Annotated in this window: 14 protein-coding genes; 11 read left to right on the top strand and 3 right to left on the bottom strand. The window is 37.4% G+C overall.

The genetic code is table 11. The features are described from left to right. Window positions 1–115: 115 nt before the first annotated feature. The 3 genes from MUA88_RS10645 to MUA88_RS10635 all read left to right on the top strand — a co-directional run bounded on the left by MUA88_RS10645 (window position 116) and on the right by MUA88_RS10635 (window position 4,066). Window positions 116–1,837, top strand: coding sequence for a trypsin-like serine protease (locus tag MUA88_RS10645; RefSeq protein ID WP_262604123.1), 1,722 nt, complete (start codon window positions 116–118; stop codon window positions 1,835–1,837). 196 nt (window positions 1,838–2,033) lie between these two features. Next, window positions 2,034–3,023, top strand: a complete 990-nt coding sequence (gene add / locus MUA88_RS10640; RefSeq protein ID WP_262604122.1) for an adenosine deaminase — start codon at window positions 2,034–2,036, stop codon at window positions 3,021–3,023. 224 nt (window positions 3,024–3,247) lie between these two features. Then, window positions 3,248–4,066, top strand: a complete 819-nt coding sequence (locus MUA88_RS10635) for an alpha/beta hydrolase (RefSeq protein ID WP_262605557.1) — start codon at window positions 3,248–3,250, stop codon at window positions 4,064–4,066. Window positions 4,067–4,119: 53 nt separating this feature from the next. On the opposite strand, the gene MUA88_RS10630 is transcribed toward MUA88_RS10635, so the two are convergent. Continuing rightward, window positions 4,120–4,476: a cyclophilin-like fold protein gene (locus MUA88_RS10630; RefSeq protein WP_262604121.1), complete on the bottom strand. Its 357-nt coding sequence runs from the start codon at window positions 4,474–4,476 to the stop codon at window positions 4,120–4,122. A gap of 287 nt (window positions 4,477–4,763) precedes the next feature. Between MUA88_RS10630 and MUA88_RS10625 the strand changes: the two genes are divergently transcribed. Together MUA88_RS10625 and MUA88_RS10620 are read left to right on the top strand one after the other, a co-directional pair. Then, a complete protein-coding gene (locus MUA88_RS10625; RefSeq protein ID WP_262604120.1) occupies window positions 4,764–4,946 on the top strand; it encodes a hypothetical protein in 183 nt (60 codons plus the stop codon). Window positions 4,947–5,047: 101 nt separating this feature from the next. Continuing rightward, a complete protein-coding gene (locus MUA88_RS10620; protein ID WP_262604119.1) occupies window positions 5,048–5,515 on the top strand; it encodes a 2-thiouracil desulfurase family protein in 468 nt (155 codons plus the stop codon). 22 nt (window positions 5,516–5,537) lie between these two features. Here MUA88_RS10620 and MUA88_RS10615 read toward each other — a convergent pair whose 3' ends face one another. After that, a complete protein-coding gene (locus MUA88_RS10615; protein WP_262604118.1) occupies window positions 5,538–6,395 on the bottom strand; it encodes an oxidoreductase in 858 nt (285 codons plus the stop codon). Between the two features lie 120 nt (window positions 6,396–6,515). Between MUA88_RS10615 and panB the strand changes: the two genes are divergently transcribed. The 5 genes from panB (at window position 6,516) to MUA88_RS10590 (ending at window position 12,869) form a co-directional block, all read left to right on the top strand. Continuing rightward, window positions 6,516–7,328 (top strand): 3-methyl-2-oxobutanoate hydroxymethyltransferase, encoded by an 813-nt coding sequence (gene panB, locus MUA88_RS10610; protein ID WP_262605556.1) that lies wholly within the window; start codon window positions 6,516–6,518, stop codon window positions 7,326–7,328. A gap of 2 nt (window positions 7,329–7,330) precedes the next feature. Next, window positions 7,331–8,176 carry a pantoate--beta-alanine ligase gene (gene panC / locus MUA88_RS10605; RefSeq protein ID WP_262604116.1) on the top strand — a complete coding sequence of 282 codons (846 nt, stop codon included), beginning with the start codon at window positions 7,331–7,333 and terminating at the stop codon, window positions 8,174–8,176. A gap of 366 nt (window positions 8,177–8,542) precedes the next feature. After that, a complete protein-coding gene (locus tag MUA88_RS10600; protein WP_262605555.1) occupies window positions 8,543–9,157 on the top strand; it encodes a LysE/ArgO family amino acid transporter in 615 nt (204 codons plus the stop codon). 275 nt (window positions 9,158–9,432) lie between these two features. Then, entirely contained in the window at window positions 9,433–12,057 is a 2,625-nt protein-coding gene (gene ppdK, locus MUA88_RS10595; RefSeq protein ID WP_262604115.1) for a pyruvate, phosphate dikinase, read from the top strand. Next, window positions 12,054–12,869, top strand: a complete 816-nt coding sequence (locus MUA88_RS10590) for a pyruvate, water dikinase regulatory protein (protein ID WP_262605962.1) — start codon at window positions 12,054–12,056, stop codon at window positions 12,867–12,869. The genes ppdK and MUA88_RS10590 overlap by 4 nt, the downstream gene beginning before the upstream one ends. Before the next feature lie 71 nt (window positions 12,870–12,940). Here the strand turns inward: MUA88_RS10590 and MUA88_RS10585 are convergent, their stop codons facing one another. Further along, complete coding sequence (locus tag MUA88_RS10585) at window positions 12,941–13,141, bottom strand: hypothetical protein (RefSeq protein WP_262605554.1); 201 nt, start codon at window positions 13,139–13,141, stop codon at window positions 12,941–12,943. Between the two features lie 183 nt (window positions 13,142–13,324). Between MUA88_RS10585 and MUA88_RS10580 the strand changes: the two genes are divergently transcribed. Beyond that, window positions 13,325–14,653 (top strand): sodium-dependent transporter, encoded by a 1,329-nt coding sequence (locus tag MUA88_RS10580; RefSeq protein WP_262604113.1) that lies wholly within the window; start codon window positions 13,325–13,327, stop codon window positions 14,651–14,653. Window positions 14,654–14,660: the final 7 nt, after the last annotated feature.

Below are 14,660 nucleotides of genomic sequence, written 5' to 3'. Positions count from 1 at the left end.
AAAATTTAATGTTTTCCTAATTCCCCCTCGCATAAATTTTAGGTTAACCTAACAAATAAATTGATTTAAAATAAAAATATGGCTATACTACATGGGTAAAGAGAGGAGAATGACAATGCGTAAATTAAATTACATAAAGATTCCACTGGTTTTAACAGGTTTATATTTTGTTTATCCAACACAAGTGGCACATGCTGATGAGTTGGCAGAACCATCTCATCAAAATTCAATACTTCAAGAAGGTAGTCAGACATCACAGACAGGTGAACAAGAACAGGTTGATGCAGTGTCTCGTCATTCAAATGAAACGCAGACATCAACATTGGAAACGAATCAGCAAAATAAGGCAGATACATATGATACACAAGATGATGAAGCAGAGAATCAAGAAGCTAATGAAGTAGAAGAAAATAAGGGTTATGATACGTCACAGGATCCAAATTTTGATACTGATGGAGATCTGATTGATAATCGTCGAAAATTAACAGGTAATGAAGTAAAACCCGAAACGGCGGTTGTGCATACGGATAATGCAAATTATACGGGACAAATAGAAAGTCTGAAAGGTGGAGATGGAACGGGTGCTGTTATTGGTAAAAATTTAGTACTAACAGCCGGGCATGTATTATATAACAACAATTCACCGAGAGATTACATGACGGGCGGTTATGTCATCCCAGGTAAAGATGGCGATAAAGAGCCTTATGGTCGCTTTAAAATTAAGGCGATGCATGTACCTGAACGTTATGAAGAAACACCTTGGAGAAAGTACGATATGGGAATTATTGAATTAGAGCCGAATGAAAAAGGACAATCAATTGGTGATTTAATTCCACCTTATCGTATTAAGCAGTTTGATCGAAGTATGATTGGCCAGAAAGTGTATAGCCAAGGTTATCCGGCTGATAAGAATCCAGTTAAACAAAATCAATGGCATGCGGATGGTAAAATTATTCAAGTTCAAGATCAAGGAACAATTGAATATTCAATGCATAATTCAGAAGGACAGTCAGGAGGGCCGGTTCTATTAGATAAAACACGTGAGATCATAGCGGTACATACGTATGGGACACTTGGTAATCAGTACGGTACATTAGGAACGCCTATCACATCTGAATTATATGACTGGATTTCAAGTTTTATAGATAAAGAGGGACCCATCAAGTCTACAGAAGAGACTGAACCACAGCAGGCGAATTCTTCTCAAGAACAGAGTGAAACAAATCAAGAAGATCACTCTGGTGAAGTAGCAACTCCTGAAAAGAAAGTAGAAAATGCAGATGACGATATACATGCAGTAGCGCCAACTCAAGATAAAACTGAAGAAAACCATATATCTGGTGGTGTGACATCCTCTGAACAACAGGAAGAAAAAACGCAAGATGATGCATTTGTGCCAGAAAAATCATCTGAACATCAAAAAGAAAAAACTAAAGATAACAGAGAATTATCTAAGGTACAAGATAAAATATTGAAAACTGAGTCACAACAAACAGAAAATAACGTGCTATCTTCTGTTCAGGTAGCTAATGCATCTGACGTGGCTGTTAAGACAGTTCCTTTAAAACCTGTTCATGTTGTTGATTCTAATATGAAGCCAGTGACAACAGAATCGATGCCTCAATTTAAGCCAAAGATGATGCAGATATCATATCAAGCCTCACATATGTCAAGTATGCAAGGGGCACATATTACGAGCCATCATGATAAGACAACGGTCAAACAATTACCTCAAACAGGTGAGACGAATACAAGTCATTCCTTCTTGGCTGGCTTTTCTATAACGATTTTAGGTTTTATGTTGTTGCGATTTAGAAGAAAAATAAAAAACTTGTAGATGATCAAAGCTAGAATTTCCTAATAAGGATTTTCTAGCTTTTTTGAATATAATAGCATCATAAAATTTCAAAATTTATCCAATAATTAATGGTTAAGATGTGATAGAAATGTGGTATTCTAGTAAAAATATATTCTGTGGGACTGGAGATAGAAAGGCATTATTTCTTATTTTAACCCCGACGAAAGGAAAATATATGAATAAGACGATTAAAGAAATACCTAAAATAGAGTTACACTGTCATTTAGATGGCTCTGTCAGTCCAACCTATATACAAACGCAAGCAAAAGAGCAGAATATCGCGATTGACATGACAAAAATTTCAGCTAACGCTCAGTGTCAAAGTTTGGATGAGTATTTAAGGTGTTTTGATGAGATTTTGAAAGTGATGCAAACCTCTAAAAGTTTGTCAGATAGTGTTATAGATGTAGTTTCTCAAGCGCATCATGATGGTGTTAAATACATTGAACTAAGATTTGCGCCTAAATTTCATATGGATCAAGGATTATCATTATCAGAAGTGCTAAATGCAGTTGTACAAGGTGCTGTGCAAGCAGAGCATCAATATCCAGTCATAGTACGTTTATTAGTATGTGGGATGAAACACCATAGTAATGCGGAAAACATCGAAGTTTTTAAACAGATTCATACACAGCCGTCGATTCAAAAATATATTGTCGGTGTTGATTTAGCTGGTGGTGAAGAAGATGAGGCGATGATGCAATTTGCGGAATGTATCGAATATGCTCAAACACATAATATGAACTTAACTTTACATGCTGGAGAATGTGGTTGTAATAAAAATGTATATGATGCGATCAAATTGGGAGCGCAACGCATTGGTCATGGTGTGTCATCAATCAAAGATGTACAGTTGCTTGAAACATTAAAAACAGAAGATGTCTTATTAGAAATCTGCCCTTGCAGTAACCTACAGACAAAAGCGATTCGCCATATTTCAGAAATTGATCTACCGTTATTGAAAAAATTAGACGTTCCATTTTTAATCAATACTGATAATAGAGGTGTGACACAAACTAATTTAATTAAAGAATACACATTATTATTGGAAAATGAGTTATTAACAATGGAAGATATTGCGATAATTAATCGCAAGGCTTTGAAATATGCTTTTGTTGAATCTGAGGTAAAAGTGCAATTGATGAATCGTTACTTTAATGAATGAGTAAAAGAGATCTGAGGCATCATAAAATGAGTAAGGTTTTCGACATAATATCGTAATTCCTCAAAAAAGCTATTTTGAGAATTGCGACGTTCTGTTTGACCTAAATAGTTTCTTTCATGGCCGTGTTCCCTTCAATTTTAAGTAAGTATATGAAATGACAAATTCTAAAATATTCATTAACATTAAATGAAAGCGCTACACATTTTATTTGAGAGGTGGATATGATGAATTACATTAAACATTTAACATCTGAAGACGGTACGCAAATTTATACAAAAGTGAATGATATTGTCGGTGAACCAGCGAAAGCCAATGTGATTATTGTGCATGGTTTGGCAGAGTCGTTAGAGCGTTACGATGAAATTACGATCTATCTGAATGCGAATCAATTCAATGTCATTCGCTATGATCAACGTGGTCATGGTCGCTCTGGAGGAGAACAAACATTTTATAGTCGCATTGATGAAATTGTTGAAGATTTATCAGCAGTTGTGAACTATGTGAAAGAGACGTTCGAAGGGAAAGTGTATTTGCTAGGTCATAGTATGGGTGGATATACGGTAACGCTATTTGGTACGAAATACCCAAATACTGTGGATGGAATCATTACATCGGGTGCGTTGACACGCTACCAAAAAGAGTTGTTTGGATATCCAGATCGCAGTATTTCACCTGAAACATATGTGGATAATGAATTAGGGCAGGGTGTTTGTTCGGACCCGGACGTCATGAAAAAATATGAGCTCGATGATTTAAATGCGAAGCGTATTTCAATGGGGCTGATTTTCACGCTTTTAGATGGTGTGGAATACTTAAAATCACACGCTGAAAAGTTAACGGATAATATTCTTATCTTGCACGGTAAAGAAGATGGATTAGTAAGTTACAAAGATTCTTTACAATTATTTGATGAAATCGGATCAGAGCATAAATCAATTCATATCTATGATGGCTTACAACATGAAATCCTAAATGAAAGTTCATATAACCAAAATATCTTTGCGGAAATTGTGGCTTGGTTAGAAAATGAATTGAGAAGATAAAAGTGATATAGACATAAAAAGCTAGGACCCCATGGTGAGGTGCTAGCTTTTTGTTACTCAGCTTGTGCAATTGTTACGGTCACATCGCCATGTCCGAGTGTTTCACGTAGACCGTGATCATCTATCAAATGCCCTAATCGTGTGTAAGTATAAGGGGTCGAAAAGCTTTCATAAAACAAGACAATTGTATCAGAACCATATAACATCAAGTCACCGGATTGAATAGTTTCAACAGCTTCATGTTGTGTGGGCAATGATGTATCAAGTGTATGATATTTTTCATTGTGATGAAAATCTGACATAGAAATAGTGAGTGGCAATAATGTTAAAAGTCTTTGTGTGGCAGCATTGTCTAAGAGGGAAGCATGATATGTCTTATCTTTGATTGTTAGCGAAATATTCGTCATCATTTATCGCTTCTTTCGTTAAGTTTATATATATATTTTAAAGTTTAAAGGTAGATGGCTCAAAGAATTTGTATTCATTTACAATTATTGAAACAGAAGTCTTCAAAAAGGGTGTCGAGTATGTTAGAGTAATCGATGGACTTAATAACGGAAGCGTGTCAGCAACGACTGAATTGTCTCTTACAACCCCAAGTGAGATGAGTACGCATGATGCGCCATATATAAAATTGACGTGTAAACGCCTGAGATATAGAGTGGGCGTTTTTCATTTTGTAGTAGGAGGGAAAATAATGAAGATGTTTATCACTTTTTTAGTGACATCATTGCTTAGCTTCGTAGGTTTTGCAGTTGCAGGGTTTGTAGCAAGTGACGTGCAATGGGTACACATTACAGCGATGTCATTGTTAGTTGGTTTATTGATTACTTGGACATTCAATCCAATTGCGCCATTTAACTTTAAAAAACAGCATTAGTAGCCGATTTATCCTAAAGTCACCCATGATCTGGGTGGCTTTTTTATGTGGTATTGAGTATGCTAACATGAAAAGGAATTGAGAAGAATGGAAGTGATGGGATGATTGGGATTAGTGCATGTTTAATTGGAGAAGCGGTACGTTATGATGGCGGTCATAAACGACAAAATGACTTGAAGCGAATGATTGAGCGTGGAGAGGCAATCGCGATTTGCCCAGAAGTACTTGGTGGATTGTCCGTCCCACGCGAACCTTCCGAAATGGTTAGAGGGGATGGATTGTCTGTTTGGAGTGGACAAAGCGAAGTGGAGACGCGATCTGGTAGAAATGTGACGCATGCTTTTAAAAAGGGTGCACAAGAGGCATTAAACATTTTGAAAGAATATGATATTGATACAGTCATTTTGAAAGATGGCAGTCCATCTTGTGGCAGTACGGAAATCTATGATGGCCAATTTAACGGCACTAAAATGACAGGAGTGGGTGTCACGACAGCGTTACTTCAACAGTACGGGATTCGTGTTTATCATGAACATAATTGGCGAGAGATAAATCAAAATAAGGCATGAGCTCACAAGCTCATGCCTTTTGTTATCTTGTTGTATCAAGTTTTTTCAAATCTTGGTAACATCGATCAAGTGTCGGGGTGTGAAGCTGATGAAGTTGTGATTGGCGAGAAATATAGCCTTGTATCGCTTCCACTTCTAGTGGCTGTTTGTTTTTTACATCATAATACATACTTGTGCCCATATCATCAGGATACCCTACATAAATTTGCATAATATCATCTACAGTTGTTTCTGGGAATGTGATACCACATGATTGAGCGACAAGAAGCCCTTCAGTTAGAAGTTGACGGCATAGTTCATTCATATCTGAACGTTTAAGTACACGTGCAGTATCTTGAGTGAGTGCTGTCACAGTATTAATCCCTAAATTGACTAAGAGCTTGTACCAAATAGGCTGTTCAATATCATCTTCAAGAATCAATTCTAACTTAGACTGTGCGAGTTGTTGTATGAGTTGTTCCGTATTTGAATCACGTTGAATATGTATACGGCGATCACGAAAATGTGTGACGTGTTGTTTTTGTTTTTCACCACTAATATAAACGACGCCTTGATATGCGTGATAGTCTGTCAATAAGTCCAACTGTCCATAACCATTTTGCGCTAAGATAATACAGGTATTGGCGTGTGTGATCCGTCTTAAATATGGAATGACTGCTGCGAGTTGATGTGTTTTAACGGCGATAAAAATGACGTCAAATACATCTTGATGTGTGTTGAGTGGTTGCACATCAATTGTCGTTTGTGATTGTGTTTCTCGATCATTGTAAATACGTATCTCTTGCTGGCGTCCGAGAAGTGTGACAGAAGTGGTCGGTTGTATGAACATAGCGATAGATGTTCCAACTGCACCTGCCCCAATTACAGCAATATTTGTCATAATATCGCTCCTTTGCGTGTATTTATATTCACTATAGCGAGCGTTTAGGATAAAATCAAAGTAAATACAAATTAATTTTGTAAGCGCTTATTTTAAAATAAAAAATAAGAGGTGTCACAATTGAAAAGTTTAAGAGATTTACATCAAATGAAAGCGGCAAGCAAAAAGATTTCAATGGTCACAGCATATGATTATCCAAGTGCTAAGCAAGTAGAAGCAGCAGCAATTGATATGATTCTAGTTGGCGACTCACTCGGTATGACAGTCCTTGGTTATGAAAGTACGGTCGATGTCACACTGGATGATATGTTACATCATGCTAAAGCAGTGAGACGTGGTGCCCCGGATACGTATGTAGTCGTGGATATGCCGTTTGGTTCGGTAGGTATTGATTTACCGATTGACTTACAAAATGCAACAAAACTTTATCAACAAAGTGGTGCGAATGCGGTTAAAGTAGAAGGCGGACACTTAACATCATTCATTGAACAAGCAACATATATGGGCGTGCCGGTGGTCTCACACTTAGGATTAACACCACAAAGTGTGGGTGTAATGGGCTATCGTATGCAAGGTGCGACAAAAGCAGCAGCTGAAAAGTTAATTGCAGATGCCAAAGCGGTTGAACAAGCAGGTGCTGTTGTCCTTGTACTTGAAGCCGTACCAAGTGATCTCGCAGCGCATATTAGTGAACAACTAGATATACCAGTTATCGGTATCGGTGCAGGCAATGGAACGGATGGTCAAGTGCTTGTTTATCACGATATGTTAGCTTATGGCGTGGAACGTACAGCAAAATTCGTTAAACAGTATGGAGACTTTTCAACAGGTATTGAGGTGTTGAAACAATATGATGTGGAAGTTAAAAATAGCACATTCCCATCAGAAGAATATACGTATCAAAAACAAATTATGGATGAGGTGGACAAATAGTCATGACACAAGTCATTACTGAAGTTAAAGAAATGCAAGCGTTGATGAAAAAACAGAAACGTAAAGGAGTTCGTATTGGTTTCGTTCCAACGATGGGGGCATTGCATGATGGACATTTATCTATGATGCGCCGTTCGGTTAGAAACAATGACATGACGGTTGTAAGTGTTTTTGTGAATCCTTTACAGTTTGGACCGAATGAAGATTTTGATGCGTATCCAAGACAAATAGAGCAGGATGTGGCAGCGGTTGAAGCGGTCGGTGTAGATTATGTGTTTTATCCGAGTGTTGAGGAAATGTATCCAGATACGTTGGGCATCAATGTGACGGTCGGACGTCTCGCGGAAGTCTTAGAAGGCGCACAACGTCCAGGACATTTTGATGGCGTAGTCACAGTCGTAAATAAATTATTCAATATTGTACAACCAGACTTTGCATATTTTGGTAAAAAAGACGCCCAGCAGTTAGCAATTGTTGAAAAAATGGTTGCGGACTTTAATCATACAGTCAAAGTCATCGGTGTTGATATTGTACGTGAAGAAGATGGTTTGGCGAAAAGTTCACGCAATGTCTATTTAACAGAGGAAGAACGCCAAGAGGCACCATATCTTTATCAAAGCTTATTGTTAGCACAGGCGCTTTACGACAAAGGTGAACGTTCGAGTGATCAATTGGTGTCAGTGATACGTGAATATTTAGAATCAAATACATCTGGTCGTATAGAAGAAGTTGCAGTGTATAGCTATCCAGAACTAGAACCATGTGACACGATTGATGGTAGAGTCTTTGTTTCATTGGCCGTAAAATTTTCTAAAGCGCGATTAATTGATAATATTATTATTGAATAAATAGAGACACCTCAAAAGATAGGCAGAAAACCTTACTTTTGAGGTGTTTTTTGATGTGCTTAATTTTTAGGGACTACGGTGTATTTCCCCTTTATCAATGTAAGCATATGAAAGGCACATACTATTATTTGCTTGCGTATTCTATATTTTAATAAGTTGATTGTGATAACGCGTTGAAATAGCTTTACCTTGTTTATATGGATTGCCTAAAGTTTATCAGGGGATGTTTTCATGGTATGCATAATGTAGTATTCTTAAAAAGTAATTGAAGACTGTACTTTGTTTTTGATTATGGAAGATACTATCGAATTTTTCATATCACTATAGGTGCTTATGGATATTTCGATAACTAGGGGTGTGAGAGTTATGTTTCAAGCAATGTTACATGGTTTTTTACTAGCATTGGGTTTGATACTGCCTTTAGGTGCGCAAAATGTTTTTGTGTTTAACCAAGGTGCGAATCATAAAAGTTTGAAAAAAGTAATACCTGTGATTTTAACAGCAGGTCTATGTGATACACTACTTATTTTATTAGCTGTACTAGGCGTTTCTTTATTGTTAAATCAATATCCGTCCTTACAACTTGCTATCTATATCATTGGACTGCTGTTCCTGTTATACATGGCTTGGTCATTATGGACAGAGAAACCCGGAGATGCAACAGATCAACCCTCTATGTCAGCGCGTAAACAAATTGGTTTTGCTTTGTCGGTATCGCTCCTCAATCCTCATGCGATTATGGATACAATTGGTGTGATTGGAACGAGTGCATCGGTTTATATGGGAGAGGAGAAACTGGCGTTTACTTGTGCAACGATTGCAGTATCTTGGGTTTGGTTTATTGGTTTAGCAGTTATCGGCAAACAATTGGGACGCCTGGATGCGTCTGGAAAGTATATTGTGATACTCAACAAGGTCTCAAGCCTTATTATTTTAGCTGTAGCAGGTATTGTTATAAAAAATATGTGGACATTAATTTGAATGTGACATACAGAAAAAAGATGTGATACTTTTATAGAGAAGTATGACATCTTTTTTTATTGAAATAAGTTGTTCAAATATCTTTTTAAAATAGCGTGATGGGGACGCTTAGAGAATGTTCAAACACCTAACATTTCTCTAGTACCTCTATTTTATTTATGCCGAAATCCATAATTTTTAAGTTTAATTTATGTTTTTTATTGTCATTTTTCTATTAATATGCCATACTTTTTATTATTAGTATGACATATTAAACAGATGAGGTGACAGACAGTATGGCAAAATTAGTATACGCATTTGATGAAGGGCACAAGGACTTGAAAGATTTGTTGGGTGGTAAAGGGGCCAACTTATCTGAGATGAAGCGCTTAGGATTACCTGTACCTGATGGTTTTACGATTACAACAGAAGCATGTATCGACTATCTTCAACGTGGTCAAGCGTTATCTGATGAAGTGAAGACACAACTAGCAGAACAGTTACAGGCTTTTTCAGAACGTACGGGTAAGGCATTTTCTTCAGACGATCATTTATTACTCGTGTCTGTGCGTAGTGGTGCTAAGATTTCAATGCCAGGTATGATGGATACAATCTTAAACTTAGGATTGAATGATGAGAATGTTGAAAAATTAGCTGAGAAAACAAATGACGCACGATTTGCGTATGATTGTTATCGTCGTTTACTCCAAATGTTTGGTGAAGTTGTTTACAACATCCCAATGACAGCTTTTGATACATATTTTGATGGCTACAAAAAAGAACATGGCTATGTTAATGATGCAGATATTCCTGCAGAAGGTTTAAAGGAGATTTGTCAGCACTATAAAGAAGTGTATGTTGAAAATGTATACAAACCATTCCCTCAAGAACCGTTGAACCAACTGTTAGAGGCAGTTGAAGCGGTCTTCAAATCATGGGATAACGACCGTGCACGTGTTTATCGTGACTTGAACGATATTCCACACGATATTGGTACAGCAGTAAACGTACAAGAAATGGTATTCGGTAACAGTGGTCCGAAGAGTGGAACGGGTGTTGCTTTCACACGTAACCCAGCAACTGGTGAAGCAAAATTATTTGGTGAATATTTATTAAATGCCCAAGGTGAAGATGTTGTGGCAGGTATTCGTACGCCACAAGATATTGATACATTAAAAGAACAATTACCAGATGTCCATGCAGCATTTGTAAAAGTGACAGAACAACTTGAAGCACATTATAAAGATATGCAAGATATTGAGTTTACTATCGAAAATGAACAGCTTTATATTTTACAAACACGTAATGGTAAACGTACAGCGACTGCTGCAATCCAAATAGCGGTTGATTTGGTTGAAGAAGGGGTTCTGACAAAAGAAGAAGCTGTTACAAAAGTAGATGTAAAATCGATTGATACATTATTACATCCAACGTTCAAAGAAGAGGCGTTGGAAGCAGCAGAAGTCATTTCTAAAGCAGGTTTACCAGCGAGTCCAGGGGCATCAACAGGTCGTGTGGTATTCTCAGCAGAAGATGCAAAGTTGCGCGCTGAACAAGGGGAGAAAGTCATTTTAATGCGTCCTGAAACGTCTCCAGAAGATATTGAAGGAATGGTTGCCAGTGAAGCGATTGTGACAACACATGGCGGTATGACATCTCACGCAGCCGTTGTGGCACGTGGTATGGGTAAATGCTGTGTGACAGGCTGTTCAGACTTAGACATTGATACGGTGAATAAAACAGTGACATATGCTGGTGGTTTGATTCATGAACTTGATGAAGTATCTGTAGACGGTTCAAATGGTGATCTCTACGTAGGTGCTGTTGAAACAACAAGTGCAGAACATAGCGAGGCTTTCGATCTATTTATGTCATGGGCGAAAGAAGTAGCACGCTTAGATGTCCGTATGAATGCAGAAACAAAACCAGACATTGAAGCGGGTTATCAATTTGATGCAGTTGGTATTGGACTTGTACGTACGGAGCATATGTTCTTTGGTGCTGAGCGTCTAGTAGAAATGCGTCGATTCATTCTGTCATCAGATCATGAAACACGTATCCAAGCGTTAAACAAAATCCGCGACTACCAAACAGAAGACTTTGAACAAATCTTCCGTTTATCTGGGGAACGTCCAACGATTGTCCGTTTATTAGATCCACCATTGCATGAGTTCCTACCAAAAGCGGGTGATGAAGTACGCAATGTTGCACAACAACTTAATATTTCTGAACAACAATTGAATAAGCGTATTGCGGAATTACACGAAACAAACCCAATGTTAGGTCACCGTGGTTGTCGTTTAGCAATTACGTATCCAGAATTGTATGTGATGCAAGCTGAAGCGATTATGGGAAGTGTGGCACGTTTACAAGAAGAAGGCATTCATTGTAAGCCAGAAATTATGATCCCACTTGTATCAACAGTAGAAGAATTTAAGTTATTAAAAGAACAAATTGTAGCATGTATCGATAAACTTGCAGAAGAAACAGGTCAATCATTAACGTACTTAATTGGTACAATGATTGAAACACCACGTGCATGTATGGTAGCAGGTGCCTTGGCAGAGGAATGTGACTTCTTCAGCTTTGGTACAAACGATTTAACACAATTGACATATGGTTTCTCTCGTGATGATGCGGGTAAATTTATTAATGAGTATGTGACGAATCAAATTTTAGCGGTAGATCCATTCCAAACAATTGATAAAGAAGGTGTAGGTGCGTTAATTGATGTTGCAGTTACACAAGCAAAAGCAGTGAAACCAAGTATTAAAATCGGTGTCTGTGGTGAATTAGGTGGCGATCCGAAATCAATTGGTTACTTCAACGACTTAGCGATTGATTATGTATCATGCTCACCATTCCGTGTGCCAGGTGCGATTCTAGCCACAGCACAGAGTGAGGCTGAGAGAGGAAGATAAGAGTGAGTAAGCAGCAGTTAACTATTTTTATCGTGTCTGATGCGCTGGGTGAAACTGCTCAACGCATGACACAAGCAGTGATGGGACAATTTCCGGATGTCAAACAAGTACAGATTAAAAAGTTCCCCTTTATTAAGAGTGAAGATGATTTGCGAACAATTTTGGCGCTAGCAGTGGAAAAAGAGGCCATTGTTGTGACAACGATTGTTTCACGCAAATACAATGAAATGGCTAAGGCGTATGCTGAGGAACACCATATTCAGTATGTGGACTATATGACAGACTTCATGAATATGGTTCAAGAGAAAACGGGTATCGAACCCGTGTCGGAAACAGGAATGATTCATAAGCTAGATGATGATTATTTCAAACGTATCGAAGCAATCGAATACTCTGTAAAATATGATGATGGTAAGCATTTTACAGATATTGGTGAAGCGGATGCTTTGATATTAGGCGTGTCACGTACGTCTAAAACGCCACTTAGTATGTACTTAGCGAATAAAGGCTATAAAATCGCAAATATTCCATTAGTACCAGAAGTCGGTATTCCAGATGAAGTATTTAAACAAAAAAATCTGAAAGTATTCGGTCTTACAGCGAGTCCAGAATATATTATGAATATCCGTACAGAACGCGTGAAGGTACTCGGCATCTCAGGAAAGGCAACATACAATGACTTATCACGTATTAAAAAAGAATTGGCTTATGCTGAAGAAATGTTTGCGCGACTCAATGCAACAGTGATCAATACAGAATATCGTTCTATTGAAGAATCGGCTTTTTACATCGAGAAATTTTTACAAAAATAATAGGTGATTCCATAGGAAAAACGAAAAAACAGCGTGTTGTCCATTGTAGGAAACACGCTGTTTTTATGCTGTTACTTAATGCGTCTACCACGTTTGTCCGTTGTTGGTACTACAAAATATAGGACTGCGAATGTGACGACGGAGATAAATGTGACTGTAGCAGTAATCGCAGGATTTAGACTAAATAGTACAGAAGACAAGGCGCAAAGTGTACTGATAATAATCGCTATAAGATAGCAAAGTTCTTTTAATTTTTGAGTCATCTGATTCATCACCTCTTTATTCAACTTAATCATACCAAATGAAATGAAATATTCAACGCTTACATAAAATTTTCGTAATAATTTTCAGAAAAAAGAGTGATCGTATATTGCCGGGATTTTTATAGTATGTTATAGTTCTATAGATTACGTTAAAAAATACTTTATCGCTTTAACGCAGAAAGGGTGTAAAGGATGCCAAAAGAGTCGCAATGGAAAACATCAACAGGTTTTATATTGGCAAGTGCCGGTTCAGCGATAGGCTTAGGTGCGATGTGGAAGTTTCCGTATATGGCAGGTATGTACGGTGGCGGTGCGTTTTTGCTTATGTTTTTATTATTTACAATATTAGTTGGCCTACCACTCCTTGTTATGGAGTTCGTTGTAGGTAAAGCAGGTCGTACTTATACAACTGAAATATATGGTAAATTGACAAATAAAAAATGGCTGAACATCATAGGATGGAACGGTAATATTGCTGTTTTTGTATTATTTGGTTTTTACAGTGTTATCGGTGGTTGGATTGTCATCTATATCGGGATCGTTCTGATGCAACTGCTACACGTATTACCAACAGGTCTAACGGATATTACATTTGAATCAATTATTAGCAATCCTGTTTACACGATTATGGGACAATTTATTTTTATTGGGTTAACATGTGCCATTGTGATGTTAGGTGTAGAAAAAGGACTTGAGAAAGCATCTAAAATTATGATGCCGTTACTATTCATCTTTTTACTGATTATTGTAGCGAAGTCTATGTCATTAGAAGGTGCTGCAGAAGGTGTCCGTTTCTTATTCCAACCGCGTATTTCAGACATTACAATGGAATCGATGTTGTTTGCGTTAGGTCAATCGTTCTTCGCATTATCACTTGGGACGACAGGGATGATTACATATGCAAGTTATGCGTCTAAAGAAATGACGGTAAAATCATCTGCGTTATCGATTGTGATCATGAATATTTTCATCTCTATTTTGGCTGGTTTGGCAATTTTCCCAGCGCTACAAGCATTTGGTTATGAACCAACAGAAGGCCCAGGCTTATTATTCAAAGTATTACCACTCGTGTTCGATAAAATGCAATATGGGACATTATTCTATGTGATTTTCTTAATCTTATTCTTATTCGCTGCGTTAACGTCATCTATTTCATTGCTGGAATTGAATGTTTCAAACTTAACGCGCAACGATAACTCAAAACGTTCACGTGTTGCACTATTAACAAGTATTGGGGTATTAATGATTAGTATTCCGGCTATGTTATCATTTGGTACATTAAGTGATGTACAATTTGGAGCGGGAACAATTTTTGATAATATGGACTTCTTAGTTTCTAATATTTTAATGCCACTCGGTGCATTAGCAACCACATTAGTTGTCGGTCAATTATTAGATAAAGATTTACTCAAAGAAGGATTTGGAAAAGATCGTTTTAAATTCTTCTATCCATGGTATGCATTAGTGAAGTTTGTTTTACCATTCGTTATTTTAGCAGTATTTATTTTACAATTAGTCTAATAGATAT

Origin of the sequence: Staphylococcus sp. IVB6240, from assembly GCF_025558425.1 — a bacterium.
Taxonomy (GTDB): Bacteria; Bacillota; Bacilli; order Staphylococcales; family Staphylococcaceae; genus Staphylococcus.
Note: the sequence above shows the minus strand (reverse complement) of the source record. Positions and strands in the feature narration are given on the sequence as shown.

Coding starts and splice junctions, on each gene's coding strand:
- MUA88_RS10625 (WP_262604120.1), top strand. CDS start 4,764: ATGAAGATGTTTATCACTTTTTTAGTGACATCATTGCTTAGCTTCGTA.
- MUA88_RS10635 (WP_262605557.1), top strand. CDS start 3,248: ATGAATTACATTAAACATTTAACATCTGAAGACGGTACGCAAATTTAT.
- ppdK (WP_262604115.1), top strand. CDS start 9,433: ATGGCAAAATTAGTATACGCATTTGATGAAGGGCACAAGGACTTGAAA.
- add (WP_262604122.1), top strand. CDS start 2,034: ATGAATAAGACGATTAAAGAAATACCTAAAATAGAGTTACACTGTCAT.
- MUA88_RS10645 (WP_262604123.1), top strand. CDS start 116: ATGCGTAAATTAAATTACATAAAGATTCCACTGGTTTTAACAGGTTTA.
- MUA88_RS10600 (WP_262605555.1), top strand. CDS start 8,543: ATGTTTCAAGCAATGTTACATGGTTTTTTACTAGCATTGGGTTTGATA.
- MUA88_RS10630 (WP_262604121.1), bottom strand. CDS start 4,476: ATGATGACGAATATTTCGCTAACAATCAAAGATAAGACATATCATGCT.
- MUA88_RS10585 (WP_262605554.1), bottom strand. CDS start 13,141: ATGAATCAGATGACTCAAAAATTAAAAGAACTTTGCTATCTTATAGCG.
- MUA88_RS10620 (WP_262604119.1), top strand. CDS start 5,048: ATGATTGGGATTAGTGCATGTTTAATTGGAGAAGCGGTACGTTATGAT.
- MUA88_RS10580 (WP_262604113.1), top strand. CDS start 13,325: ATGCCAAAAGAGTCGCAATGGAAAACATCAACAGGTTTTATATTGGCA.
- panC (WP_262604116.1), top strand. CDS start 7,331: ATGACACAAGTCATTACTGAAGTTAAAGAAATGCAAGCGTTGATGAAA.
- MUA88_RS10615 (WP_262604118.1), bottom strand. CDS start 6,395: ATGACAAATATTGCTGTAATTGGGGCAGGTGCAGTTGGAACATCTATC.